Source organism: Microbispora bryophytorum, assembly GCF_043197435.1.
In the GTDB taxonomy this organism is placed as follows: domain Bacteria; phylum Actinomycetota; class Actinomycetes; order Streptosporangiales; family Streptosporangiaceae; genus Microbispora; species Microbispora bryophytorum.
In genome coordinates this window covers 550,779-574,935 of record NZ_JBICTF010000002.1, presented here as the reverse complement: position 1 = coordinate 574,935, position 24,157 = coordinate 550,779, and the positions used below count along the sequence as shown (strand labels likewise).

General features: G+C 67.4%; 30 protein-coding genes and 2 tRNA genes. 13 read left to right on the top strand and 19 right to left on the bottom strand.

The genetic code is table 11. The features are described from left to right. Window position 1: 1 nt before the first annotated feature. Together ACGFIB_RS07620 and ACGFIB_RS07615 are read right to left on the bottom strand one after the other, a co-directional pair. Window positions 2–1,015, bottom strand: coding sequence for a thermonuclease family protein (locus ACGFIB_RS07620; RefSeq protein ID WP_393369368.1), 1,014 nt, complete (start codon window positions 1,013–1,015; stop codon window positions 2–4). Window positions 1,016–1,151: 136 nt separating this feature from the next. Then, window positions 1,152–1,649: a MarR family winged helix-turn-helix transcriptional regulator gene (locus ACGFIB_RS07615; protein ID WP_393369365.1), complete on the bottom strand. Its 498-nt coding sequence runs from the start codon at window positions 1,647–1,649 to the stop codon at window positions 1,152–1,154. A 98-nt stretch (window positions 1,650–1,747) separates the two neighbouring features. Here ACGFIB_RS07615 and ACGFIB_RS07610 point away from each other — a divergent pair, with 98 nt between their 5' ends. The 3 genes from ACGFIB_RS07610 (at window position 1,748) to ACGFIB_RS07600 (ending at window position 4,535) form a co-directional block, all read left to right on the top strand. Next, complete coding sequence (locus tag ACGFIB_RS07610; RefSeq protein ID WP_357258473.1) at window positions 1,748–2,311, top strand: YceI family protein; 564 nt, start codon at window positions 1,748–1,750, stop codon at window positions 2,309–2,311. Between the two features lie 191 nt (window positions 2,312–2,502). Continuing rightward, window positions 2,503–2,592, top strand: a tRNA-Ser gene (locus ACGFIB_RS07605). A 518-nt stretch (window positions 2,593–3,110) separates the two neighbouring features. Further along, window positions 3,111–4,535 (top strand): serine/threonine-protein kinase, encoded by a 1,425-nt coding sequence (locus tag ACGFIB_RS07600; RefSeq protein ID WP_393369362.1) that lies wholly within the window; start codon window positions 3,111–3,113, stop codon window positions 4,533–4,535. Window positions 4,536–4,785: 250 nt separating this feature from the next. On the opposite strand, the gene ACGFIB_RS07595 is transcribed toward ACGFIB_RS07600, so the two are convergent. Beyond that, window positions 4,786–5,136: a hypothetical protein gene (locus ACGFIB_RS07595; RefSeq protein WP_357258480.1), complete on the bottom strand. Its 351-nt coding sequence runs from the start codon at window positions 5,134–5,136 to the stop codon at window positions 4,786–4,788. A gap of 71 nt (window positions 5,137–5,207) precedes the next feature. Continuing rightward, window positions 5,208–6,110, bottom strand: a complete 903-nt coding sequence (locus ACGFIB_RS07590; protein ID WP_393369358.1) for an alpha/beta fold hydrolase — start codon at window positions 6,108–6,110, stop codon at window positions 5,208–5,210. 94 nt (window positions 6,111–6,204) lie between these two features. Here ACGFIB_RS07590 and ACGFIB_RS07585 point away from each other — a divergent pair, with 94 nt between their 5' ends. After that, window positions 6,205–6,810: a PadR family transcriptional regulator gene (locus ACGFIB_RS07585; RefSeq protein WP_393369355.1), complete on the top strand. Its 606-nt coding sequence runs from the start codon at window positions 6,205–6,207 to the stop codon at window positions 6,808–6,810. A gap of 178 nt (window positions 6,811–6,988) precedes the next feature. Here the strand turns inward: ACGFIB_RS07585 and ACGFIB_RS07580 are convergent, their stop codons facing one another. The 3 genes from ACGFIB_RS07580 to ACGFIB_RS07570 form a co-directional block, all read right to left on the bottom strand. Continuing rightward, on the bottom strand, window positions 6,989–7,537 hold the full coding sequence (locus ACGFIB_RS07580) for a hypothetical protein (RefSeq protein WP_357258489.1): 549 nt from the start codon (window positions 7,535–7,537) through the stop codon (window positions 6,989–6,991). A gap of 931 nt (window positions 7,538–8,468) precedes the next feature. Further along, window positions 8,469–8,990, bottom strand: a complete 522-nt coding sequence (locus ACGFIB_RS07575; RefSeq protein ID WP_393369352.1) for a GNAT family N-acetyltransferase — start codon at window positions 8,988–8,990, stop codon at window positions 8,469–8,471. 154 nt (window positions 8,991–9,144) lie between these two features. After that, window positions 9,145–9,576, bottom strand: a complete 432-nt coding sequence (locus ACGFIB_RS07570) for an ester cyclase (protein WP_393369350.1) — start codon at window positions 9,574–9,576, stop codon at window positions 9,145–9,147. Between the two features lie 86 nt (window positions 9,577–9,662). On the opposite strand from ACGFIB_RS07570, the gene ACGFIB_RS07565 reads away from it, so the two are divergent. Continuing rightward, window positions 9,663–10,295: an SbtR family transcriptional regulator gene (locus tag ACGFIB_RS07565; RefSeq protein WP_393369347.1), complete on the top strand. Its 633-nt coding sequence runs from the start codon at window positions 9,663–9,665 to the stop codon at window positions 10,293–10,295. Window positions 10,296–10,511: 216 nt separating this feature from the next. On the opposite strand, the gene ACGFIB_RS07560 is transcribed toward ACGFIB_RS07565, so the two are convergent. Next, the gene (locus tag ACGFIB_RS07560; protein ID WP_393369344.1) at window positions 10,512–11,180 is read right to left on the bottom strand and encodes a haloacid dehalogenase type II; all 669 of its coding nucleotides are present in this window, start codon (window positions 11,178–11,180) and stop codon (window positions 10,512–10,514) included. Between the two features lie 132 nt (window positions 11,181–11,312). After that, complete coding sequence (locus tag ACGFIB_RS07555) at window positions 11,313–11,468, bottom strand: hypothetical protein (RefSeq protein ID WP_357242107.1); 156 nt, start codon at window positions 11,466–11,468, stop codon at window positions 11,313–11,315. Between ACGFIB_RS07555 and ACGFIB_RS07550 the strand changes: the two genes are divergently transcribed. Continuing rightward, the gene (locus tag ACGFIB_RS07550; protein WP_393369341.1) at window positions 11,397–12,170 is read left to right on the top strand and encodes an SDR family NAD(P)-dependent oxidoreductase; all 774 of its coding nucleotides are present in this window, start codon (window positions 11,397–11,399) and stop codon (window positions 12,168–12,170) included. The two genes, ACGFIB_RS07555 and ACGFIB_RS07550, sit on opposite strands and share 72 nt — an antisense overlap. 194 nt (window positions 12,171–12,364) lie before the next feature. On the opposite strand, the gene ACGFIB_RS07545 is transcribed toward ACGFIB_RS07550, so the two are convergent. After that, on the bottom strand, window positions 12,365–13,225 hold the full coding sequence (locus ACGFIB_RS07545) for a helix-turn-helix domain-containing protein (protein ID WP_393369338.1): 861 nt from the start codon (window positions 13,223–13,225) through the stop codon (window positions 12,365–12,367). A gap of 102 nt (window positions 13,226–13,327) precedes the next feature. Between ACGFIB_RS07545 and ACGFIB_RS07540 the strand changes: the two genes are divergently transcribed. Beyond that, window positions 13,328–14,023: an SDR family NAD(P)-dependent oxidoreductase gene (locus ACGFIB_RS07540; RefSeq protein ID WP_357241418.1), complete on the top strand. Its 696-nt coding sequence runs from the start codon at window positions 13,328–13,330 to the stop codon at window positions 14,021–14,023. Here ACGFIB_RS07540 and ACGFIB_RS07535 read toward each other — a convergent pair. From ACGFIB_RS07535 to ACGFIB_RS07525, 3 genes are all read right to left on the bottom strand, one after another. Then, window positions 13,992–14,474, bottom strand: a complete 483-nt coding sequence (locus ACGFIB_RS07535; protein WP_393369333.1) for a hypothetical protein — start codon at window positions 14,472–14,474, stop codon at window positions 13,992–13,994. The genes ACGFIB_RS07540 and ACGFIB_RS07535 overlap by 32 nt on opposite strands. A gap of 145 nt (window positions 14,475–14,619) precedes the next feature. Beyond that, the gene (locus ACGFIB_RS07530) at window positions 14,620–14,988 is read right to left on the bottom strand and encodes a barstar family protein (RefSeq protein ID WP_393369330.1); all 369 of its coding nucleotides are present in this window, start codon (window positions 14,986–14,988) and stop codon (window positions 14,620–14,622) included. 8 nt (window positions 14,989–14,996) lie between these two features. Beyond that, a complete protein-coding gene (locus ACGFIB_RS07525; protein ID WP_317984827.1) occupies window positions 14,997–15,410 on the bottom strand; it encodes a ribonuclease domain-containing protein in 414 nt (137 codons plus the stop codon). A gap of 396 nt (window positions 15,411–15,806) precedes the next feature. Here ACGFIB_RS07525 and ACGFIB_RS07520 point away from each other — a divergent pair, with 396 nt between their 5' ends. Next, window positions 15,807–16,334 (top strand): DUF4142 domain-containing protein, encoded by a 528-nt coding sequence (locus tag ACGFIB_RS07520; RefSeq protein ID WP_393369327.1) that lies wholly within the window; start codon window positions 15,807–15,809, stop codon window positions 16,332–16,334. Window positions 16,335–16,388: 54 nt separating this feature from the next. Here ACGFIB_RS07520 and ACGFIB_RS07515 read toward each other — a convergent pair whose 3' ends face one another. After that, window positions 16,389–16,511, bottom strand: a complete 123-nt coding sequence (locus ACGFIB_RS07515) for a hypothetical protein (protein ID WP_263407668.1) — start codon at window positions 16,509–16,511, stop codon at window positions 16,389–16,391. 422 nt (window positions 16,512–16,933) lie between these two features. Between ACGFIB_RS07515 and ACGFIB_RS07510 the strand changes: the two genes are divergently transcribed. Beyond that, window positions 16,934–17,006, top strand: a tRNA-Arg gene (locus tag ACGFIB_RS07510). Between the two features lie 77 nt (window positions 17,007–17,083). On the opposite strand, the gene ACGFIB_RS07505 is transcribed toward ACGFIB_RS07510, so the two are convergent. Beyond that, window positions 17,084–17,554, bottom strand: a complete 471-nt coding sequence (locus tag ACGFIB_RS07505) for a hypothetical protein (RefSeq protein WP_357258518.1) — start codon at window positions 17,552–17,554, stop codon at window positions 17,084–17,086. A gap of 362 nt (window positions 17,555–17,916) precedes the next feature. Between ACGFIB_RS07505 and ACGFIB_RS07500 the strand changes: the two genes are divergently transcribed. Beyond that, window positions 17,917–18,381: a hypothetical protein gene (locus ACGFIB_RS07500; protein WP_393369323.1), complete on the top strand. Its 465-nt coding sequence runs from the start codon at window positions 17,917–17,919 to the stop codon at window positions 18,379–18,381. A gap of 186 nt (window positions 18,382–18,567) precedes the next feature. On the opposite strand, the gene ACGFIB_RS07495 is transcribed toward ACGFIB_RS07500, so the two are convergent. Together ACGFIB_RS07495 and ACGFIB_RS07490 are read right to left on the bottom strand one after the other, a co-directional pair. Then, complete coding sequence (locus ACGFIB_RS07495) at window positions 18,568–19,089, bottom strand: hypothetical protein (RefSeq protein WP_357258524.1); 522 nt, start codon at window positions 19,087–19,089, stop codon at window positions 18,568–18,570. A 236-nt stretch (window positions 19,090–19,325) separates the two neighbouring features. After that, window positions 19,326–19,700 (bottom strand): hypothetical protein, encoded by a 375-nt coding sequence (locus tag ACGFIB_RS07490; protein ID WP_393369320.1) that lies wholly within the window; start codon window positions 19,698–19,700, stop codon window positions 19,326–19,328. Between the two features lie 501 nt (window positions 19,701–20,201). On the opposite strand from ACGFIB_RS07490, the gene ACGFIB_RS07485 reads away from it, so the two are divergent. Together ACGFIB_RS07485 and ACGFIB_RS07480 are read left to right on the top strand one after the other, a co-directional pair. Then, window positions 20,202–20,933: a DUF6461 domain-containing protein gene (locus ACGFIB_RS07485; protein WP_393369317.1), complete on the top strand. Its 732-nt coding sequence runs from the start codon at window positions 20,202–20,204 to the stop codon at window positions 20,931–20,933. Between the two features lie 139 nt (window positions 20,934–21,072). Next, window positions 21,073–21,873, top strand: coding sequence for an alpha/beta fold hydrolase (locus tag ACGFIB_RS07480; protein WP_393369314.1), 801 nt, complete (start codon window positions 21,073–21,075; stop codon window positions 21,871–21,873). A gap of 36 nt (window positions 21,874–21,909) precedes the next feature. Here ACGFIB_RS07480 and ACGFIB_RS07475 read toward each other — a convergent pair whose 3' ends face one another. Continuing rightward, window positions 21,910–22,149, bottom strand: coding sequence for an NUDIX hydrolase (locus ACGFIB_RS07475; RefSeq protein ID WP_357241436.1), 240 nt, complete (start codon window positions 22,147–22,149; stop codon window positions 21,910–21,912). Between the two features lie 92 nt (window positions 22,150–22,241). Further along, window positions 22,242–22,754 (bottom strand): SMI1/KNR4 family protein, encoded by a 513-nt coding sequence (locus tag ACGFIB_RS07470; RefSeq protein ID WP_393369310.1) that lies wholly within the window; start codon window positions 22,752–22,754, stop codon window positions 22,242–22,244. A 549-nt stretch (window positions 22,755–23,303) separates the two neighbouring features. Here ACGFIB_RS07470 and ACGFIB_RS07465 point away from each other — a divergent pair. After that, window positions 23,304–24,149 carry a peptidoglycan-binding domain-containing protein gene (locus ACGFIB_RS07465; RefSeq protein ID WP_357258535.1) on the top strand — a complete coding sequence of 282 codons (846 nt, stop codon included), beginning with the start codon at window positions 23,304–23,306 and terminating at the stop codon, window positions 24,147–24,149. Window positions 24,150–24,157 lie beyond the last annotated feature (8 nt).

Below are 24,157 nucleotides of genomic sequence, written 5' to 3'. Positions count from 1 at the left end.
TTTATTCGCAGACCTTGCCGTCGTTGTCGCTGTCGATGTACCAGTCGTACTCGGGGTCGATCCCGCGGCGGTACGGGCCGTGTCCCGCGGCGATCGCCTCTTCACAGGTGTTGTACCGGGGATCGGTCGAGCGACTCGGGCTGGCGCTCGGGCTGGGGCTGGGAGTCGGAGAGGGGCTGACCGCGACCGATCCGGTGGTGTTTCCCTGCGGGATGGGCTCGGGGGAGTACGTCGTGCCGGGCGGGGCCGGGGACGCGTCCGCCGGCTCGATCGGCGCCGGAGTCAGGGCGTCGCCGCCGGTCCCCGACGGGACCTGGACACCCGAACGCTTGTCGTAGGTGTCGGCCGCCCAGCAGCCCGACCACAGTCCCAGCTTGTCGGTCTGTGCGCGGACCTGCTCCCAGTATTGCCACTCGGTGTAGCTGTGCTCCGGGAAGGAGTTCACGGCCTGGGCGAGGCCGATCCTGACCATGTCGCCGTTGACGTAGACGCCCGTGGACGACCACAGGTAGATAAGGATGCGTCCCTTCTCGGGCACCTGCTCGGCGGCCCGGACGTACGCGGGCTTGCCCGGCGGGAGCAGGGTCATCAGCCGGGCGAACGCCTCCTCGGACCAGCAGGCGCCCTTGCCGGGGGCGTCCGCCTCCAGCAGGCCGATCCGTACGGTCCGGCCGCTCTCGGTGACGACGTCGGCGGTGTCGCCGTCCACGACCTTCTTGACGGTGACCTGGACGGTGTCCTTCGGCACGGATTTCGGCCGGGTCGTCGTCGTCGGGGTTTTCGTTGTCTTGGGGGTCGCCTTGGGGGTGATCGTCTTGGTGACGGTGACCACCGGCTGGGGGCTCGGGCTCGTCGCGGCGGCCGTCTGTGTCTGCGTCTGAGTGGGCGTCGGGCTCGGGCTCGGGTTCGGGCTCGGTGAGGCCGCGGCCGCGGCGAACGCGGAGGTGGAAGCGGCGACGGGAACCGCGAGGGCCGCGGCGGCGAGGACGGCGAGTGCGTGCGAGGGGAAACGCACGGATGCTCCATTGGCTCGGGTACGGGGGGCTGCGTCGGCTGTCGGAGAGCCGTTACCTGAATTACGGAGTCCACCAGAAATCGATCGTTAACGCCACCCCGTCCGGTCAGTTCCCAGGAATCACGTTCGGTGGGTATCAGCCCGACTTGGCCCGTGGTGCCCTGCTCACCTCCCGCACGCCTGCGGTCGCGCAGGGCCGTACGACGTCGCGGATCACGCGCAGCGCTCCGAGGAAATCGGCGAGCTGGTTTTCGGTCAGCAGCCCGGTGAACCAGGCCTCGATGTCCTCGATGTGCTGGGGGAGCAGCGCCCGCAGGCGTTCCGCCCCCGTCTCGCTCAGCACCGCGTAAGAGGCGCGGCGGTCGCTGGCGCAGGCGCGCCGCTCGACAAGCCCGTCGCGTTCCAGGCGGTCTACCACGCGGGTGATCCCGCTCGTGGACAGCGAGGTCTGGGCGGCGAGGTCGCTCATCCGCAACTGCCGCTCGGGCGAACGGGCAAGGCGAAGCAGGGTCTCGAAGTCGACCTCGGAGAGTCCGGCGCCGGCCAGGGTCGCGCCGGTCTTGCTCGACAGTCCGGTGTAAACCTCCGCGAACAGGCCCATCGCCGTGAGCCGGGGGTCGTCGAATGGGTCCATGCGAGCAGTCTACGACACGATAGTTGACGTGAGGAATATTTGTCGGGTAGACATTTGCTTAGTGAGACATCCGCACAGCAACAATCTGGGGAGTAGCCATGAGCATCCGTGAGTGGGAGGGCCTGAAGGTCCCGACGGCCGGCGAGTTCGCGCTGGACAAGGCGCACACGCGCGTCGGTTTCGTCGTCAAGCACATGATGGTCAGCAAGGTCCGCGGCCACTTCGCCGACTTCGAGGGCAAGATCGTCATCGCCGAGAACCCGCTGGAGTCCAGCGTGGACGTCGTCATCAAGGCGGGCACGATCGAGACCGGCGCGGCCGACCGCGACGGCCACCTGCGGAGCGACGACTTCCTGAGCACCGACAAGTTCCCCGAGGTCACCTTCCGCAGCAAGCGGGTGAGCAACCTGTCGGGCAACGAGTTCACGCTCGTCGGCGACCTCACGGTCCGTGACGTGACCAAGGAGGTCGAGCTCAAGGTCGAGTTCAACGGCGCCGCCACCAACCCCTGGGGTCAGGAGATCTTCGGGTTCGGCGCGGAGACCGAGATCGACCGCGAGGAGTACGGCCTGACCTGGAACCAGGCCCTGGAGACCGGCGGCGTCCTCGTCGCCAAGAAGGTCAAGATCGAGATCGAGGGCGAGGCCGTCCGTCAGGCGTAGCCTGTGCCGACGCTGAGGCGGGTTATCCACACTGCGTGCACAGTCCTTGTCCCTATCCTGTGGACAAGGACTGTGCATCGATCCAAACGCCCCGCGGATTGGATCCTCAACGTGATCCAGCGCGGCACTCGGCAATCCGCTTTGCCGCCTTGGACGATCGCCGGTACGCTGTGCTGAGCAACGCGCTACCAGGAGGCTTCGCCTAGTCAGGTCTATGGCGCCGCACTGCTAATGCGGTTTGGGTCTACAGCCCATCCGGGGTTCAAATCCCCGAGCCTCCGCAGTTCAAAGCCCCTCTCGCTGGCTTCAGCGAGAGGGGCTTTTTGATCTCCACGGGGCCTCTAGTTGCAGTTGGGCGTGTTCCGTGATCCTGGCGTCAGGCGTGCGAAGCAGGCTTTGTGTGCAGGCCGATGTGTCTGCCACGATCATGGGCAATTTTGGATCTTGACCGGTGGGGGCCCACCACGGACAAACGTGCTGGCCTTCCTCTTCCGAGACGGGGACCAGATGCGTCGCGGTGGCCCTGCGGGGCAGTCCGGCAGGGGGCGATCTTGAGGTATGGAGAGGGCTCCGGATCGTTGACGTCATCCCTCTGGACGCGGACGGCTCGTGGGTCTGGAAGCCGGCACGGCTCCCCTCGACCGGCCCCGACGGTGGAAGCGGCGATCACACCGGCGGGTTCCTCTACGGAGCGGGATCGTATTGACCGGATCCCCTTGCGTTAACGATCGTTTCGTGTCGGAAGAACCACCAGCTCCGGTAATGTCGCCTCCGTTTCCGCGTACCCGTGGAGGATGAATTGCAAGGGTCGCAGCAGCTTCGCGCGGATGATCCCCGTCAGGTCGGTGCGTACCGGATCGTCGGTCTGCTCGGTGAGGGCGGCCAGGGCGTGGTGTACCGGGGCGTGGGGGTGAACGCCGAGCTTGTCGCGGTCAAGTTGTTGCACGCGCGGTTCAGCGGGGACGCCAAGGCCCGAGCACGGTTCGCGGCTGAGCTGGCGCACGCCGGAAAAGTCGCCGCGTTCTGTACGGCACGCGTGCTGGACGCGGACGTGGAAGGCGACAGGCCCTACATCGTCAGCGAGTTCGTGGACGGTCCGGCGCTCTCCCAGGTGATCGCGGCCGGCCGGGCGCCTCAGGGGCCCGCACTGGAGAGGTTGGCGATCGCGACGGTGACCGCGCTCGCCGCCATCCACGAGGCCGGGATCGTGCACCGCGACTTCAAGCCCAGCAACGTCATCATGGGCGCCGATGGGCCACGCGTCATCGACTTCGGCATCGCGCGCGCCCTGGACGCGACCGGCACGTTGTCGAGTGCGATCGTCGGCACGCCCGCTTTCATGGCACCCGAGCAGATCGAGGGGGGCGAGGTCGGCCCGGCCGCAGACGTCTTCGCCTGGGCGTGCACCATCGCCTACGCCGCCAACGGCGTCACGCCGTTCGGGCAGGACTCGATCCCCGCGGTGATGCACCGCATCCTGACCGGCGAGCCCGACCTCGGCCGGCTTGTGGGAGCGCTGCACGGCATCGTGACCGAATGCCTCGCCAAGGACCCTGCCGGGCGCCCCAGCGCACGCGCGATCCTGCTCCGCCTGCTCGGCGGGACGCAGTCCTCGTCGACACCGGAGACGTTGCTCATCGCGGGTGCGCAGGCCTCGGCATCAGGCACCCTGCTTTCCGCTGAGCCCACCCGGCCGGTCGGGGAGCCGCCTACCCGGCAGGTCGCGCGACCGGCGGCGCCAGGCGGCGAGCGGGCCGGTGCGGGCCGCCGGGCGACGGCATACGCGGTCGCGGCCGCGGCCCTCTTCCTGGGTGCCGCGACGTTCCTTCCCTGGGGAAGGGTCGGCAAGCTGCTCGGGTCGATCACCCTGCCCATCGACAATGCCGACGTCGCCGGTCTCGCGACACAGTGGGGAGTCATCACCCTGGTCATGGCCGTGGCCGCGATGGCCGTCGCCGTCACCGACGCGCTCACCCGGCGCCTGTCCGCCGCCTGGGCGGTCGTGCCCGGCGGCGTCGCGGCCGCGTCGATGGCCGTGTTCTGGATTCGCCAGGACGACCTGCACTCCAAGCATCCCAGCGCGGGGATGTTGACGGCCGATGATCTGCGCGAACTCGGAACGAGCTTCCACGTCTCCATCTCCTACGGCTGGTACACGGCGATCGCGCTGGCCGCGGTCCTCGTGGTGCTGTCGCTGGTCTCCCTGCTGGTCCGCCGATCCTGACGACTCAGCCATGGGCGGCCTCGGTGACGGCCTCCCACTCCTCCCGTACCGTGACATCACACCCGATCTCTCCAATTATGATCATGTCTCTCGTGGCGTCGACCATCGAGGCGAGGCCGCCTCACGGCTGATGAACAAGTCGGAGGTCCAGAAGTATCGGCCGTTGAGGCATTCGCCCGTGTCCTGTCAGCGCTCCATGACCCTGCTGACAACTCCGAGGGTCATGAAGGTGGCGAAGTGGCGGGTGCCGTCAGGAAGCGTGATGGTCGCGTCGGCCTCCCTCTGCGGTTTCAGGGTCATGCTCTTCCCAGCGAGGGATCAGCATCTCGAAGCCAGGTTCGCTGGGATCGCCCAACGGCAGCGAAGAGATGAACGGGAGGAGGAGGTCGAGCAGGACCAGGAAGGGCGTCCAGACCTTGACGCGGCGGACGACGGCGAGCTGGACGACGAGCGCGGGCTGGACGACGAGCGCGAGCTGGCCGATGTAGAAGAGGAACGGACCGCCGTCGTGGACGGCGATGGAGACACCGGGGACGGCCTGGATCTGATCGGCGAGGACGCCCATACCGGCATGGTCGGCGGACAGGAAGCCGGCCGCCACACCTCCCCTCTACTCCTTCCGAAGGCAGCGAAGCCGGAGCGGTCGACAAGATGGTCCCGAGGCTCTGGCCCTTAGGCGGCCGACGTGAAGAAACGCCGCAGTTCGGCCGCCACGATCTCCGGACGGCCGGCGGGGTTGCGCTTGCTCACATCTCCTGACGCGTCATGGTCGAGTCCGGGGAACTCGATCCGTTCGACGTGGGGAATGGTCTTCTCCAGACCGGACAGCGCGGGCTTGAGGAAGGGGAGTCCCTTACTTCCGCCGAGCAGGAGCACCTCAGCCTGTATGTCGGCGAAACGGTCCAGGGTGTCGGCCAGCTCGGCCATCAGCACGCCTTCGTAGTGCAGAGTCGGGGCGAGCATGCGCATGGTCGCATCGCCTGGCTTGGCATTCTTGTCCTCGCTCTTCGTCAGCAGGCCGGTCAGCCAGGTCAGTAGCCCTCGCGGCATGACGTTCATGATCGGCGGCCCAAGTCGAAGTCCGAGCATGCTGGTCACCAATGCGGCTGCCACCTTGCCTTCGGCCATCTCCCGGTCGAAGCGGTCGATCCACCCGGTCAACTGAGGGATGTCCTCCAGAAGCAGTGCCGGTTCGTACACGGCGACCTTGTGAATCGCCGGTAGCGTGCGTGCCGCCTGGAGCACGGCGACGCCACTTGCGCTGACGCCGAAGACGTAGTGGGCACCCGTCTCCTTCAGAACCGCGTCGAGGTCTTCCACTTCCTTCCGCACGCTGTAGTCGTCCCCGTACGGCCCGCTCTGGCCGCGGCCGCGGCGGTCGGGCAGGTGGACGGTGAACGCGTCGGCCAGCTCTTCGGCCATGGTCACGTGATTCCTGGCCGTCTCCATGGAGCCGTGCAGCAGCACAACACCGGGTCCGCGCCCGATGGTGTGGAAAGCGATACGGGTGCCGTCGTCGGAGGTGACGAAGCTGGTGGCGAGCTCTGCCGCCTGCGGCCGTTCCTGGATGGTCATTGTGGAGTCCCTTGGATCGCTGCGAACCGACTCTCCGGATAGTGTCACGGTAACTAGTTTCTAGTCAACTAGTGTCCGGTGTTAGTGTGGGGGAATGACCACTCCTCGTACCGGCTCGCCTCTCGCCCTGACCGTCCTGGCGCTGTTGCAGTACAAGCCGTTGCACCCCTACGGCATCCAGCGGCTGATCAAGCAGTGGGGAAAGGACAAGGTGGTCAACGTGGGCCAGCGAACGAGCCTCTACCGGACGATCGACCGCCTCGTCACCGCCGGCCTGATCGGTGTGCGAGAGACCGAGCGCGACCAGGCGTATCCGGAGCGAACCGTCTATGAGATCACCGATGCGGGACGCGCGGTGGCCCGCGAGTGGCTGCTGGACATGCTGGCCATACCCAAGCAGGAGTTTCCGGAGTTCCCGGCGGCGTTGTCCCATCTGCTGATGCTCGCCCCTCAGGAAATAGGCGATGCCTTGGATCGGCGTGTCAGAACGCTCAGCGAAGCACTGGCCGCACTAGAGGCCGAAATAAGCGCTGAAACCGGACACGGACTCCCTCGCATCACCATGCTGGAAGCCGAATATCTGCGCGTCGTGACTGCGGCGGAACTGCAGTGGCTCCGCTCGGTCGTCGACGAACTGCGCAACGGTGAGCTGGCCTGGTCGGCCGCTGACCTCGTGGCCTTCGCGGAAAGCCCGGAGTGAAGTTGGCACCGATGCGGCGGACCGTCGCATGGCGTGGCTCACGCACGACTTCACCGTCAGCGTCGCTCACTGGCACGAACGCCGCGATCGCCACGCCCGCCTGCTCGGCGAGCTCCTCCGCGACCGATGTGCACAGGTCGGAGGTGAACGCCGCTGTCGCGTGACCGGCTTCTCCTGCCTAGCGAGCAGGAACTCGGTTGAGCACCATGGCGTCCACCACAGGCGCATCGGGCGCCGGTTGTACGGTGCCGACCTTCCGCCAACCCCACCGCTCGTACCGGGCGTGTGCCGGCGCGGCCGGGTGCGCGAGCAACGTCGCCCACGGCTCGGACCGCCCGGCCAGGAACGTCTCCAAGAGCGCCTTGCCGTGCCCGCACCCCCGGTACGCCTTGCGCAGGACCAGCTCGATCACCGCGACCTTCTCCACGGTGATCACGTCGGCGGGCGGCTCGGACGTCTCGCCGCCCCACCAACCGCCCTCTGGGAAACAGAACCCGAAACAGAACCCCGCCAGCGCCTGGGTGCGGGCGTCGACGGCGGCCAGCAGCTCGAACCCCGGCCGGTATACCTGCCGCCCCGTCCGCTCCAGGAACCGCTCCCGCGAGTACAGCGGCCCCGAGTCGTAAGGCGGCTCGGCGTAGATTTCGGTGTAGGCGTCGGCGTACTCCTCCGACAGGGCGCGGGCTGCCTCCGGGCCTCGGTAGTGGACGAATTCCACATCACCCATGTGTCATGCCTCCATGATCGGGTGGGCGGGGGAAGCGCCGGCCGCTCCCGATACTCCTCTACCGCAGGCGTGTGCGCGATCTCCACCGCTGGCACCGACGGTCGGCGCGGACGTGGGGGGACCGCTCGTCCTCCTGGTCGTAGGCGAGGAGTTCGGCAGGGATGAGGAGCCGTGCCGATCGGCGGCCAAGGGCAGCAGGTCCTCCTATACCGCAGGTACCGCCCGGTCAGTGCCCCAGAACGAAATCCGCCGGTTGAATGACTTCCCAAGGTGGTGGAAGAAGGTGCCACCGAATTGCAAGTCCGCACATGAAAATCGCTCGGATGTGCACCTCTCAGGACTAATCTTCTGGAAGTGGAAGGGCCTCCTACCTGCTGAAGGTGACGCCCGGCGCCGGTAGGAGGCCCGACCACCCCTTACGAGGTGCGGTGGGATTCGACCACGATCCAGATGATCCACGAGATCATCCGGAGCGCTGCGAGTGCCGTCCGGAGCTTCCGCTCAGGGCCGCGCTCGTTCTCACCGTGACAGCGGCATGACATCGCTGACTCCTCTCCCCAGCCGGAGCGTTCGTCCGGCGGATCCGGTCCGGACGACCTCGGCGAGGGAGGCTTACCTCGATCGGGTGTGGTGCTGAGCTCCAACCTAGAAGGTGGCGTCAGGGGCGTGTGATGCGGAGATTGCGGCGGATTGAGGAGAACCACCTTTAAGTGATGGATTCTTCCACTGGATGTGGAAATCCTTCATCGTGGATGTGCGTCGAGGCGCGTTGTCCTTCGCCGGCTGCCACAGGACCCGATCCCAGCTGTCGAGCTTCGGGGCCGTTCGGCCATGTCCTCGTGGCCCGCGACCAAGCTTCCGCGAGAGTGCGACGTTCGTCGTGACCTCGTTCCGGCGTACGGCGATCTTCAGGGCACGTGACGAAACGTGGTCAGAGCTCAAGCACCATAAGGATCTCGTCGCGATCATCGCCGGGGGCGAGCCGTAGCGCAGCGGGCCACCGGCCGATCTCTTTCCAGCCAAGCCGCCCATAGAAGTCTTCGAGCCCCACACCGCCCCGGGCGGCGAGGCGCAGTTGCTCGAGTCCCATCTCTTCGCGGGCCACCTGGCGCGCCTGGCGCATCAGCGCAGCGCCGATGCCCCTGCCACGGAAGCTCGTGTGTGTTTGGACGTGATGAACCGTGCCCCAGTGAGCGATCAGCGGGTCGACGTTCCTGCGTACGTTCAGCCAGCCGGCGAGAGTCCCGCCGACGAGGGCCAGGAGTAACCGGCCGCGCTCTGGGTCGAGGCTGGCGATGAGCTGATCGGCCACAGGCGCCACCTCGTCAGAGGTGACAGGAGGGAAGGGAAAGCCGGCCGCGCCCCCGGCGTTGGTCACCGTCACCCAGCACTCGACCAACTCCTGCCGCAGGTCGGGAGACATCTCCCGTCCGTCGGTGATCTGCGTGAACACCGGAACACTCTTATTCATCACGGCCCAGCTTGACAGAGCCCTCCGACAGACCGGAGAAATGGTGCGTGCCCCTGGACAACCGGATCAGGGGAACGGCGCCGGCGCCGAGCCGGACAGCGCGGGCCGTATTGGCTGAGGTAGCAGCCCGAGCAGGTCAAGAGCCCGATCTGGCGGTCACATCTTCGGGGCTGGCTGCGGGCGGAAATCCCGTGCTGGCCCCCCACATCTCCGCGAACCGGCCGCCCTCGATGCGGAATATCTCGAACAGCATGGGCTGCGCGTCACCGTCCGGGGCCGTGATCCCCTCGACGGTCGAGCGGACGGCGGCCTTGTCGCCGTCCACCAGGATGTCCTGGGCGACGACACGTACGCCGGGAAACCGGGCGACGAGCGCGCGCCAGGCGTCTTTGCCCGCCTCGAATCCGGGGGTGCCGAGCGGATGGCTGAAGAAGCCGGGGGTGTGCAGGTTGGCGGCCTGGTCGAATCGCCGGCTGTTGAAGCACTCCTGCATCCGCCGCACCAGGGCGGTCGCGTCCTCGCGTGTGGTCATCGGCCTGGTCCCCTCGTGGCTGGTGGATCCGGTCATGATGAGCGGCGTACGCCCTAACCGGTGCGGCGCCCCGGTTATCGCCATACTATGCGGTGCGGCGCCCCGATTATGCTGATATCGACATGTCCAGCCAGCCGCCTCAGCCACCTCAGCCGGCCTCGGCGAGCCCGACGGCGGCTCACGGGAGCGACCGGGAGCTGCGGGCCGACGCGCGCCGCAATCGCGAGCGTGTCCTGCGAACCGCGCAGCAGTCGTTCGCGACGGAGGGTCTCGGTGTCTCGCTCGATGAGATCGCCCGCCGCGCGGGCGTTGGCCCCGGCACCGTGCACCGGCACTTCCCGACGAAGGAAGCGCTCTATCTCGCCGTCGCGACAGACCAGCTCAGGCAACTGGTGGCGGACGCACACGCGCTTGCCGCCACCAGCGATCCCGCGGCCCTGTTCAGGCTGCTGTCCGCGATGATGGCCAGCGGCGCGGAGAACGTGGCGGTGAAGAGCGCGCTGGTGGCGGCCGAGTTCGACCTGCGTACCGCGGCCCCGGACGTCGCGGCGGATCTCACCCGCCATGTCGCGGACCTGCTGGATCGCGCACACGTGGCCGGCGCGGTACGCCCCGATCTCACCGTCGACGAGGTGATGGCACTGGTCGCCGGCGCCTTCGCCGCGATCCGCCACGCCGGCGCGGAAACCAGCCGCGAGCGCTCCGCGCACATCGCCCAGCTCATCCTCGACGGGCTACGACCCCGGCTCCGGTAAGCAGCACCTGGCTTGTCGTGTGACGCGCACGTCGTATTGATCCGGTGTCTTAAGGGCATGGCCGAACCTCCCAAGATCGGCGGCTGCGCAGGAACGGCCCGGCCAACCACCTGCGTATGCGCGCCGATGTCGACATCGCCCTGGTCAACTCCCGTCCGGAGTTCGCCGAACGGATTCGGCTGCTCCAGTCGGGCCGCGGCTCGTAGACGACCTCTGTCAGACGTCTACGGCCAGGATGCGATCGGCCACCGCGGAAAGGTCGGCCCCGATGATGTCGGGCCGGCGTCCGATCGGATTCAGCACCATGCCGGGACGCGCGACGAACGCGGCGGCGCACCCCGCCGCCAGCGCGCCGGACACGTCCCACCAGTGAGCGGCCACCAGCCGCACCTCGCCGATGCCGACGTCGAACCCCTTCGCCACGGCCAGGTACGGCTCCGGGGCCGGCTTGAGTCGTTTCACCGAGTCGGCCGAGATGACGGCGTCGAAGTGCCCCCGGATTCCGCTGCCGGTCACCTGTGCCTCGGCGACCGGTCCAGGAGAGTTCGTCAACGCCACCAGCGTGAGCGAGCTCTGCCGCAGCCTTCCCAGCGCGTCCGCCACCTCCGGGTGAGCCGGCAGCGAGGACATCAGGCTCACCACCTCCGTCACCTCCTGGGAGGTCACGGTCAGGCCCTGCCGTTCCGCCAGCATCGACAATGCGGCTCTCTGGGCGGTGCTGAAATCCACGTAGTCGCCGGTCAGCCCGCCCACGAAGGAGATCTGCAGCATCTGCGCGAACCATTGCGCGCGCAGACCCCCCAATCCCAGGCGGTCGAACGCGAGGTCGAGCGGTCGCAGGTCGAGCAGGGTCTCGTTCACGTCGAACGCGATGACCTTCACCATTGCCCTCCTCGCCGTCAGGCCGTCATCCCGATCGGTCCCCCGGCTTCCGGCGTTCATGCGGCAGGGCGCTTCTTCGGACAGGCCGCCCCCTTGTACGGCACCTGGCGCCGGCCCTGTTCTCTTCGAGAAAGATCACCTGGTCGAGGACAGCTCGCCGGTCGTCGGGGTACGTCGTTCGTCGGCCACGTAGATCTCGATCCACGAAAAGGGGCTGATGTGGGCTCTTCGTACGTTGTCACCGGGGGTGGCCGCGGCGTCGGACGTGCGCTCGTCGAACGACTCCTTCACGACGGCAACAGCGTCGTCGTGATCGAATTCGACCCGTCGGCGCTGGAGTGGACCCGCACCCACCCGGCGGGTTCCCGGGTCATCGCGGTGGCCGGTGACGCCGCCGACGCGACCGTCACGGAGCGGGCCGCCGACCTGGCGCAGGCAGCGGGCCCGCTCGCCGGCTGGGTCAACAACGCCGCCGTGTTCCGCGAGGCCTCACTGGACTTCCCGCCCGCGCGCGAGGTCCTGGATCTCATAGGCGCGAATTTCAACCCGGCGGTCGTCGGATGCATGACCGCGATCCGCCGCTTTCTGAGCGCCGGTGCGGGCGGGGCGATCGTCAACGTCTCCTCCCACCAGGCGCAGCGGCCGGTGCGTGGCTCCCTGCCGTACGCGACGGCCAAGGCCGCTGTCGAAGGACTCACCCGTGCGCTCGCCGTCGACTACGGACCGCGCGGCGTCCGGGTCAACGCGGTCGCCCTCGGCTCGATCGGCACCGAACGCTATGAGGCGTTCCTCCGCAACCAGGAGCCCCCGGCGGCCGCACGCGTCGAGAACGAGATGAGCCTGCTGCACCCGGTCGGCAGGGTGGGACGCCCGGAGGAGGTGGCCGCCGCCGTCGCCTACCTGCTGTCCGACGAGGCGAGCTTCATCAACGGCGCGACCGTTCCGGTCGACGGAGGCCGGTCGATACTCGGACGCGACCCCGAAGAAGCCTGAAGGTTCGGCTCACCCGCGGGGATCAGCGGCCGACGCCGGCGTCCCCGGCGCGGACGGCATGTCCGTGCCGGACGTCGTCGGGTGCGGCCCACCTGCTCGCGGGCCACGCCGCGACCGGCCTCGTCACCGCGACCGGCCTCGTCATCGCGATCCGTCCCGAGCTCGTACGCTCCGAGGGCGCGACGACGGGGCCGTCACCATCCGGGAGCCGCGACACCGGCAACGCGGGTGAGGTCGAGCTTGGTCTCGTCTTCGCTGCCGGGTACGGCCGTGTAGACGACGATCTTCAGGTCGGTGTCCGAGTCGGAGAGCACATCGCAGTCGACGGTGATGTCCCCGACCGCCGGGTGCCGGATCGTCTTGCGGTCCTCCGCGTGGGTACCGACGGCGCCGGAGTGCCACAACCGGGCGAACCGCGGGTTGCCGTCAAGCTCCCGGCGGATCAGCCCGCTGAGGCGCGCGTCCCGGGGATAACGGCCGGAGGCGCGGCGCAGATCGGCGACGATGGCCCGATCGGTCGCCTCCGCGTTCTCCGAGACGACGGGCCACGCCGCGAGGCGCCCCCGATCGGACGGAACAGGAAAACGCGAGCGCACCAGATTCCGCTCCTCCGGCGCGAGCACGGAGGGGTCGCCGAGGAGCGCCGCCCAACTGCGGTTCCACCACACCAGCCGCCAGTCGGCGGCGAACACGGCGACCGGCGCGTCGCCCAGCCGGGTGAGCACCCGCTGCATCCCGGGCGGAATGTGTTCGTTGATCACATCGTCCGGGGGCGGCTGCAGCCCGGCGAGCCGATAGAGATGATCGCGCTCGGCGTGGTCGAGCCGCAGGGCCCGTGCCAGTGCGGCGGCGACCTGCGCCGACGGTGTGGTCGCCCGCCCCTGCTCCAGCCGTACGACGTAGTCCACCGACACGCCCGCGAGGTCGGCCAGCTCCTCGCGGCGCAGCCCGGCGGCACGGCGTACGCGGCCGGCGGGCAGGCCGACGGCCGCGGGGGACAGCCGGTCGCGCCAGGCGCGGATCGTCGCGCCGAGGCTCGTCTCGTCCGTCGTCATGCGCCCATTCTGCGTCGGCGGCGGGACGCCAGGGTGGTACTGCCTGTCCTACCGGCGAGCTCTCCCTGGCTGCCCGCGCCCGGAAGGCCGACGCTCGGAAGCATGACCATCACCTTCATCACCGGGGCCAACAAGGGCCTCGGATTCGAGACCGCCCGCCGCCTCGCCGACCTCGGACACACCGTCGTCCTCGGTGCCCGGGACCCCGAGCGAGGCCGGGCGGCTGCCGAGAAGCTCGGCGTACGCTTCGTGCGGATCGACGTCACCGACGCCGCGTCCGTGACCGCCGCGGCAACCGACGTCGCCGCGCACGAGGGCCGCGTCGACGTTTTGATCAACAACGCCGGGATCCTCGGCCCGCACGTGCCCGCCGACGAGTTGACCGCGGACCAGGCCCTTGAGGTCTTCCAGACGAACGTCGTGGGCATTGTCCGGGTGACCAGCGCCTTCCTGCCTCTGCTCCGCAGGTCGGCGCACCCGGCGATCGTCAACGTGAGCAGCGGCACGGGGTCGTTCGCGCTGACCCACGACCCGCAACGGGTGGAATCGACGGTCGTGGGGCCGCTGTACACGTCGTCGAAGGCCGCGGTGACGATGCTCACGACGCAGTACGCGAAGGCGTTGCCCGGAATCCGGGTCAACGCCGCCGACCCCGGCTACACCGCGACCGACCTCAACGGGCACAGCGGCCCCCAGACCGTGACGGAGGGGACCGACGCGATCGTGACGCTCGCGACCGAGGGAGCCGACGGCGGAACGGGCCGGTTCATCGACCGCTTCGGCCCCGTTCCCTGGTGACGTCCGGGCCGGAGCGGAGAAGGGAGCTATCGGATAAATGGATGTTGTTCGGTGATCCGTCCTCCCGGAAGGACAGCAGGACTCCTGACGTGGGGACTCGCCACCACGACTCGCCCGGCGCGTACGGCACGCACTCCTCTGCGGCTTCGCCTCGCGACGCCAGGTCGCGGAGCAGGGTGTCCTTCACGGGGGCCTCGATCGTCCTGGGACGCATCGGCGCAGGCAGTGTGATGCGGGAGCCGGATGGTTCGATCGCGATGTGCCACACGACGTGGTGCCCCGAGAGCCCGATCTGGAGGTCGTCGTAGTACCACATGACGGGCTCTCCCTCCGGCTGTCCCGTGGTGCCGTCGGGTGGACCGAGTTCGGCGAGGAGTTCCGATCGATGCATGCCCAGTCTCAGGGGGCCGAGGGCTCCCCGTGCGGCGAAGTCGGTGATCGGATCGAGCATGGCCCTGTCCTCCCCTGTGGCCCGGTGGGGATCGTACGGTCGATCAGGCCAAGGCGTCGATCAGGCCAAGGCGTCGATCAGGCCAGGGCGTCGATCAGGCCAGGGCGTCGATCAGGCCAGGGCGTCGATCAGGCCAGGGCGTCGATCAGGACAGCGCGTCGATCAGGCGGTGACGGAGCCGGGACGTGTGGGTGGGGTCCGTGTGGAGGGTCAGGGTCAGCCCGGCCTCGGCGGCGCCGGCGAGGACGGCCAGCAGGGTGGCGAACTGCCCGGGAGGTTCGGCGTCGAGCAGCTCCTCGGCGTGCCGCACGGCCAGGTGGACCGGCCCGATGTCGCGCAGAGAGTCGGTGAGGGCGTCCCAGTTGTGGCCGAAGTAGGCCGGGAGGCCCAGGGCCCGTGCCACCTCGTCGAAGAAGGCGGCACGGGTCCGGCAGGCCCGCCCGTCGACGACCGCCGGGACCGGATCGGTGGTCATTGTCAGCCACGGAGGCAGCGGACGCGCGGCGGAGGTCATGAGACGTCCTAAAGCCTGTAGAAGTCGGTGTAGTGGTTGGGCGAGAACCAGGTCACGCCGGTGCTGCGGTTGACGACGATCCGGTACGCGTCACGCGAGGCGCCGCGCGCACGGGAGTAGACGTCGTACTCGTTGTAGGTGGCGCCGCTCGGGAGCTGGCCCTCCCGGTTGTAGAAGCGCCCGCCGGTGTAGTTGTACTTGCCGTCCGGCCAGGAGTACCAGCCGCTGCTGGTGGGATACCCCTTCCCGGCCCAGATCGCGTTCGCCGAGCGGGCGTCGGCGCAGCGCGAGATGGTGCAGGAGCCGTAGACCGACGCGTGGGCGGGGACGGTGCCGGTCACTCCGGTGAGGGACACGATGGCGGCGATCACGACGGTGAGCCGTCCCGGCCAGGACGGCCGGGAGCGTCGCGGAGTCTGCACGAGACCTCCTTGTGGGGGCGAGGGGACAGACATTCGCCAGCATCACCTCGAAACCGGGACGAACCAAGGTAGAGATTGGTGAATTTCCGTTGTCTTCTTCCGTATGCCCCGGGGTGAGCTTCGTTCTTCTATAGGTCGATCCAGGATTGACGCTTGAGCGCAGCCCCAAACGGTACGTACGCGCCGGGCCCGGCGACGAAGGCCGGCCACGTGCCGGAGCGGGTGGGGCCGTTCCGAAGGAGTTCGTGGTCGGGCTACGTGAAGGTTGTCGGCCCATGACGGATTGAGCCGTACCCGAGGCGCGTTGGTGGGTATGAGGCATTTGAAGCGTTATGCCCGGATGGTCGAGGCCGATCAGCCGGTGCTCGGCCGTCCGGTGAAGGATCGGGGGATCTGATGCTGAGATGGCTCATCGTGCTGGTGGCGGCCCTCGCGGCGGCCCTGGTCGCGGCGCTGTCAGGGGTCACCGCAGGGTACGCGGCGCCACCGCGTGTCAGTGACCAGGACAAGGCATTCCTGATCGGTGCGCACCAGGACAACCTCGCGGAGATCCAGGGCGGGCAGCTCGCCGAACGGCAGGCCGGCAAGCAGTCGGTCAGAGACGCCGGCAAGAAGTTCGTGGAGGATCACACCTCCCTCGACGACCAGCTCAAGCGGGTGGCCGAGAAGCTGCGCGTGGACCTGCCGAGCCGGCCGAGCGAGGAGCAACAGGCCGAACTGCGACGGTTCGCCGCCAAGGGCGGCACCGAGTTCGATCGCGCGTGGATCGACGCGCAGGTCAAGGACCACCGCGACACCCTGAACTTCCTGGACAAGGAAATCTCGACCGGTTCTTCCCCGGATGTGAAGAACCTGGCCCAGGACGCCAAGCCGGTGGTCCGGGAGCATCTCAACCTGGTCGAGAGCATTCAGAGCGGCGAGTGACGACCGGTGCCGGCCGGGGCTGGTCTCCGGCCGGCACGTCCCCTCCCCGCGGGCTCACCCGAGCAGCTTGACCAGCAGCAGGATGATGAGCGCCCAGAAGACGAGACCCGCGGCCACGACCGCGATGAGCCCGCGGAGTCGATACCGTTTGCCGGGTGGGCCGGGTCGCTCGTCCACGTCTCCTCCACGTCGGGGTGTGTTCCGGCGTGCACCCCGCGTTGTGCTGATACCCCGCAAGCCATGACTCGTCCGTCACCCACGGTGACGTACATCTTGCCGTTGGTGGTAAAGCTCGCTCGCCCCCCGATGGAACCAGTGTGGACGGCGGCGCGCTTCGAGTCCCCCGATTCGGCCGGTCCCGGGTTCGCATGAACAGGTGCGGTCATGCGGATCCTCACGAACCTCGCCGAACTCAAGGCGAGCCTAGAGCGAGCATCTCGGGTACGGCGACTGGCGAGAGGTCGGTCGGTTCGCTCTCCCGCCGTGCTGAGGAGTCGGCCTGACCGGGGGCGGAGCGACTCTCTATTGGCGCAAGCGGGGGTGACGGGTCTGGTAGAGTTACACCTGTTGCAGGGCACCGCAGGTGAACAGGCAGCAAAGCGGCCGTAGCTCAATGGATAGAGCATCTGACTACGGATCAGAAGGTTAGGGGTTCGAGTCCTCTCGGCCGCGCCCAGCTCAAAGGCCCATTCCGATCATCGGGATGGGCCTTTTTGATCTCTGTACAGCAGCGTGATACAGCACAGCATCTACTGGCGATCCCAGAGATCCCGACCGTCGCGGCCTGAGGGGTCCATGGTGAGTAGGTCCTCGTGAAGATGCCGGACTGCTCTGCCTGTTAGTTCACCTGATGCTGTGGTCTCCATCAGTCGCCAGCCAGGGGAATCGTCTGGTGCTTCGCCGTCGCGGCCGGCGGCGGTGAGGTTGTAGAGCAGCCCGAATATCGCCTCATAGGCGGTAACTCGCGCGAGCTGGGCAAGATCGCTGCGGTCCGCACCGTGTGCGAGTAGTCGGGCCGCTGCCGGGATGTTTTCCAAGGCACCTGGAGCAGCCCAACTGTCGATCAGCTCTGGCCAGATGCGTCGTAGCGCTAGAAAGCGAGCCAGTTGAGGGATGTCTTCCGATATCTCCGAGAGAGCCAAACTGTCGGGATCCGCCGCACCCAGTGCCGCGAAGCTATCCCGCAACGCGAGCAGTGCGGCGCGATCTTCATCATTCATCTTGATATTTCAACATAAGCCGACATGAGGAAGGCCCTGCGGGTCATCCCAGGGTCCTACCTACATTCGTGTCAGTCGGACGTTGCCTGCCGATCGCCGGCCCATCGGGGGCAAGATGGTGCCCGAGCGGTAGGACGATCGCTTCACTCATCGCCGAGGGACTTGCGGAGACGAGAGACCCAGTCGGCGGGAAAGACCTGCTCAAGCCGCTCTCTGCTGATCTCTGAGATGGCCTCATTGGCCAGTCGGGCGCTCCACCTGGACCTGGCGGCCTTGGCCCGCTTCCCCTTCGGGCGGGTCGACGGCACACGGGGTGATCAGGCAGGCGGAGGCTTGCGCGCCGCGCATGAGAAAGTGACCTCGTGGTCGACGATCCTTCCACCCTCATCAACTACTGGCTCAGCGTCTGGGAGCTGAACAGCTTCTACGCCCATCAACCCGAGCAGGGCGAAGGACAGCGAGTGTGGGCAGAGACGGCCATGTATGCGATTGGCAGAGCCGAGGCTGCAGGTCTAGATACGACCAGCGCCAATGCAAGCCGCTTCTACCTGCGCGCAGGTTTGATCAACGACCTCGGCCCCATGGGCTCATCCCTGTGGAACCCCGACGCACTCGCCGCGGACATCCTGGCGGCCCTCCCTCTGCAACTGGAGCAAGCCACAGAGTGGGCCACCAACTGGCAACAGCGGCCTCGGACGGAGATCCTGGCCCTCCGCCGGTGCAAGAACCTGCTGGGGTCAGCCCAGTACATCCGGGACTATTTGTCGACGACGCCGACGGCGAGAAGGCTTGACCAGTGGCTGACGCTCCGAGAGCAACTTCCCTAGCTGATCGAACAGCAACGAATGCACTTGATCAGTGTGCAATCAGCGTGCAATTAGACAGGGTGACGAGGGGCAACCACGGTCACTCATGACCCGCCTCACGTCCAGGTTAGCGCCCGTACGGGTCGTGATCCATGCATTCCAAAGCTGAAAATGCAGATCGTTCTATTCCATGCCAACTTGACTAGATCATCCAGGGTTCAGCCAATATTGAAAGGACGAACTCGTTGATTTGAGCACGGTGGGATCACGTGGCGGTTCAGGCCAGATCTGCAGGAAGTAGTGATCACCTACCTCGATCGCGATTTCTTCGTCCATGCCTCTGACGTGATATCGCAACCGATATGTTCCGGGACCGGCGGACAGCGGAGAAAGAGGATACGTCCTTCCTCCTCCCCACTCCTGCAGCGAAAGCCGGCCCGATAGGGACTCGTAGCTGATCTCGACGATGTCTTCGTAGCCATCAAGGTCAGCACCCGGATCCCGATCGGCAACAGCCACCGTGAACTCCACGGGTCCCCACTGAGGGCCCACAAACAGGAGGGCACTGCCTTTCTCCACTCGGATGATCCCCACAGGGTGGCCCGGCACGTCATCAAACTGGCCGTACGCGTCACACCCCTCATCCACGAGATAAACCTGGCCGTAATCCACCTCCACCTCCACATCCATCTGCTTTATCTGCACGGCAGGAGTCTTATCTCTGGTCATGGACGGAAAGCATAGACTCCGCTACCGACAAGATCGGCTATCAGAGGCAGCACAACCAGGCTGCCGTCAAGTGATGAACAATGAGCGGGTTTCCCGTGCCAGATGCGTGCCAGAACAGGCGGGGAACCACGGTCACTGACAGGGAATCACGGGGACTCGACGCGCCCTAGCCTGCAACCCTGTTTTCCCAGCTCAGCACGGCAAGGTCAGTAGCCTATTCCCAAGCTGACAGCGCATTACGCGGGGTAGTCGGTGTTCCATGGGTAGGCGAGGTGCTCGGGCGACACACCCCATGCCTGAAGCCGCACTACGAGCCCTGCTTCATCCTGAGCCAAGGCCTGCTTGATCTCGCTGCTCCCCATGTCGTAGTCCCAGCCGTCGAGGTACTCGGCGACGAACTCACGATGCACAAGTCGGAAGGCGCGTCCCGCATCGCTTCGCGTCCATCCCTCCCGTCGAGCGGAGGCATCGGCCTCCGTCAGGATCGGGCGGATCTCGACCCATGCCCGGCACCCCGGCCGACTCGTCTCCACCTCGGCGACGAGGAGTCGGCCGAGCCGAAGCGCATTCAGCTTGTCCGAGGGAAGCGCCTCGGCAAGATCATCGGTCATCCATCGCTCTCCAGCTACACCGTCAGCACACCTTTGATACCGCTGGGCCAGCAGATGTCCTACCCATCCTCCGGGAGCCGCCTTGGGAGCCACGCAAAGCGACGATATGAACCGAGCCGGACGGATCTGAACGGCCGGAGTCCCGTCGACCAGCATGGCGAACGACTCTGAACGATCCTGGAGGCCGTTCAGTGACCTAGGGATCAGAAGGTTAGGGGTTTGAGTCCTCTCGGCCGCGCCACATGAAGAAGGCCCTTGAACAGGCGATATGCCGTTCAGGGCCTTCTTGCTTTCCAGATCATCCCAGCTCGTTGCCAACACCCTTGCTAACAGGGGGGCTCCCAACCGTTCTCGCGATGCCTTCTTCCGTCATGGAGCCGGGCCGTCGGCCGTTCCTGGCAGGCGCGTGATCGTGAGAGCCTCGGCGTGGCGTCGATCAAGGAGCTGCCGGGGATGTCTGCTTGAGTCGCCCCCGGAACGATGCACGGGCAGGGAGCGGGAATGCGGCAGTCGGAGCGCCTTTGGCATCTCGTCCGGTCCTATGGCATGGGCGAGTGGTTCATGGCCGCGTGGGTGGAGGGCTTGGAGGTGTGGGAGGCCGCCCGGCGTCTGGGGGTGTCGGTCGCGGATGTGGACGACTCGGTCGAGTGCACCTGGACCGATCTCCTGCGCGAGCGGTATTCCGACCGTGAGGGGGTCGTCTGGGCCGGTCGGCTGACGACGGACTGGACGCAGATCATCCAGGTGCAGGGGTTCGAGTGCGAGCGGGCATTGCGGGAGCTGTCGTTCGGCGGGCGGGCGCTGCTGGTGGGCTGGGATCTGAACGGGCCGCGTGATCTCGAATACGCGGTCAACGGTGAGTACGTCACTGGACTCAGCGTCACCGTCCCCGGCAAGCGCTGGGGAAGCGACCCGCAGGCGCTCGATCCCTACCTGCAGGGGTTGCAGTTCGACTGGGGCGACTCCAGTTGGGAGGACGACCCTGATCTGCCGGCGGGATGGCTGGAGTACTGCGCGTGGGAGGAGGCCCGCCTGGAGAGCGGGGAGGACTACGGAGAGGCGGAAATCCCCGACGAGTGGCAGGACTTCATCGGACTCGCCTGCAACGGGTACAGCCCGCCCCTGGCGACCTGCCTCACCTCTGCCCTGGCGCTTGTCGGCCGGGTGACGGGCCGGGAGATCGACAGGGAGTGGATGTACGGGGCTCACACCCGCTACGTGATCCGCGAGTGACATGACGGCTGATGAGCGACCCGCGATTCTCCGGCCTGACCAAAGAGGAAGGTGGGCTGTCAGCGGTTGGTGTGCCCATGGTCAGCGGGCGCGGACAGAGTGCTGTTCATCGAGACAGACACCTGACGGAGGTTCGATCATGAACGACACCGGCATCACCGCGATCCGCGGCGAGCTCCACATCGACGGCCGCCGACTGTCCTACCTGGACTTCGGTGGACCGGGCCGGCCGCTGCTGGCCCTGCACGGTCACCTCTACGAGGGCCAGACCTGGGCGCAGCTGGCCCAGGGACTAGCACCGCAGTATCGGGTCATCGCACCCGACCAGCGCGGGCACGGCGACTCCGACCGGGCCGCCTCCTACACTCGCGACGACTACGTCGCCGACGCGATCGCCCTCCTGGACCACCTCGGGATCGAGGAGGCCGTGACCCTCGGCCACTCCGGCGGCGGCATCACCGCCTTCCAGATCGCCGCCCGGCACCCCGAGCGTGTGTCGGCCATCGTCAACGTCGAGGGCCCGGTCTGTGATCTCGACGATGGCCCCAGCGCACTGTCGTTCGTCCTGTCGATGCCCTACACCGCCCCCGACCGGCAGGCGCTCCTGGACGCCATCGGCCCGCTGGCCCCGATGCTCGGCGACAAGCTGCGCTCCACGGCCGACGGCGGCTGGCGTCTGCCGTTCCACCCGCAGGACACCATCACCTCGGAACAGGGAACGCACGGCGACCACTGGGCCGACTGGACCTCCACCGAGTGCCCCGCCCTGTTCGTGCTGGCCCGCGACAGCCAGGTCATCACCCCCGAGGACGGCCGGGAGATCGTCGCCCGCCGCGCCAACACCCGGCTCGCCGAACTCCACGGCGACCACTTCGCCCACACCACCGACCCGGATGGCTTCGCCGCAGCCGTCAAGGACTTCCTGAACACCCTCAGCTGACCACCCGAAGACCGGCAGGGCCCTGCCGATCCCCGCTCACGGCGCAGCCCGTCCGCCGGCAATGCCGGTCCAACGACCGCGACCCGAGCCGAAGCGATGGGGTCGGCCGGTCCGTCGATGACGCGCCTTGGCGTCGCGCGCAGAGGCGATGACGGCCGAACCTGCCCGCACCAGCAGCCACCGACCCTTGGCGGCGAGTCGGACGACCCGGCTCCCCACCGCAAGCTGCTTGGCCGTGCCGACGCTGTCGTCGCCAGGCATGTCGATCCACGACATCGTCGGGACCCCGGGCAGGCTCGGCCTGCGGAGAACCGTGGCGGGGTGACGGCCCGGACCCGAGCCGGCGAAGCTCAACGACGAACGGGACGTCAGCTCGGGTATCGCAATCTCAGCTCGTCCATCGCGAGGTCCCAGAAGGACCTGTAGCGCTTGGCACCGGGGAGCCATGGCGCGAGATACCAGGCTTCCCACTCACCTTCAGCGGTGCTGACGTGGGGATTGAGGAGAACGGCTCCATCGTCCCAATATCCGATCAGAAGGGTGTCGGGCACATACTCCCCTCGGTAACGGATGGAGTCCTGCTCCGGTCCGTAGACGAAGTAGAGCTCGTCGGGCACGCTCCAGGAGTTATCCGGCTTGGGTGCTGACCAGCTCTCGGCGATCGGGGGATCGACATCGCGGAGCCAACCGACTTCTTCGATGCGCAGCAGGCGGCAGTCATCGTCGCTGCCCCACCCGTTGGCGAACAGGAGAAACTGCCGGTAACTCGGCGGCAGCTTCACACCCAGCCCCGCTTCAAGCTCGCGGACCTCGGCTTCGGCAGCCGGAGGGTACAGATCGCCCAGTGGACTGACCGCCGGGTAATCAGAGCCCTTGGTCACGGGACGCCCCGCAGGGAAGCGTTCGGACCATGCGTATCGGGCACTCATTGTGAAGAACATCCCCGTTTCGAGTGGCTGCTGCACGTGCTGCACAACGTCAGACGTGTAGCACGAAGCTAGGCGTGTAGCACGAAGCTAAGCGCGGGTCGGGTTGCCGCCGGTCACGAGGGTTGTCTGCTGTACGGCGCGCAAGTGCAGCAACGCCGTCACACAGGACCGGGCCACCTCGCACACCAGCACTTTGCTGACCAGCCAGACAAACCCTCGCCCACGGTCCACGCCGCAGTCCACCGCAGGCGAAGCCGATTCCCACCGGCCCGAGCGCCTCACCGCGGCTGGACGCGTCCGCGTCGACCTGCCCGAGCGCCGCCCCGCGTCAGGCTGCGGGGCTCGCTCGCCCTGGGATCACCTGTCAGGCGGCGCGTACGCCTGTACGAGGCGCCTGCCGTACAGGCTGACAACACGATCTCCTTGAGGACAGCGTGAGCGATCCGAAACCGTGGATCTGCCGCAGGAATCACCTGCCGGCGTTCGTCACCAGGAGAAACGATGAAGCTGCCTCCATGCGCCGCCGCCCCCGTGGCGGCCGTCCTGCTCGCCTGCCTGACCGGAGTGTCCGGGACGTCGGCGGCACAGGCAGCCGACGCCGCCGCCCTTCCGAGCGTGGACATGGAGGCCACGGTCAAGGCGGCACAGATCGACCCGAGGAGATCTGACGACACGCTGACCCCGGGCGCCAAAGCCGGCGTGCTCCTCGTCGAGCGGGCGCTGCGCGACCGGCACCTGCTCGACGCGAAGTGGGTGGACGGCTACTTCGGCACCACGACGGTCGCCGCCCTCGCGAAGTTCCAGAGGTCGCTCGGCTTCACTGGTCTCGCCGCCAACGGCCTTCCGGGCAAGGTGTCGCTCACCAGGCTCGGAGCCGGCCGTTTCACGGTCACCCACGTCATCGGGCCGGGTCCCCGGGTGTCCGTCGGCGGTGTCGTCGTCGACACCCGTACGCGGAGCATGCTGGTCGAGGCGAAGCGGCTGCTCGGCCGCGATCTCGTGCTGTTGCAGGGGTCGTACAACCGGGGCGGCGACCCCACGTCCGCGGGCACCCACGACGGCGGCGGCGTCGTCGACATCTCGGTCAAGGGGATGAACTCCGCCACCCGCACGGCCGTCGTCCATGCGTTGCGACGTGTCGGCTTCGCGGCATGGCTGCGCAACCCCGATCAGGACGACTGGCCGTGGCACATCCATGCCGCCGCCATCAACGACACCGACCTCTCCAGCCAGGCCCAGCACCAGATCGGTGACTACTACCTCGGCCTGAACGGGCTCGCCGGCCGTGGCCCGGACGACGGCCCGAAGGTGACCATCCGCACCTGGGAGGAGTACCAGGGCCGCTGACCATCCGA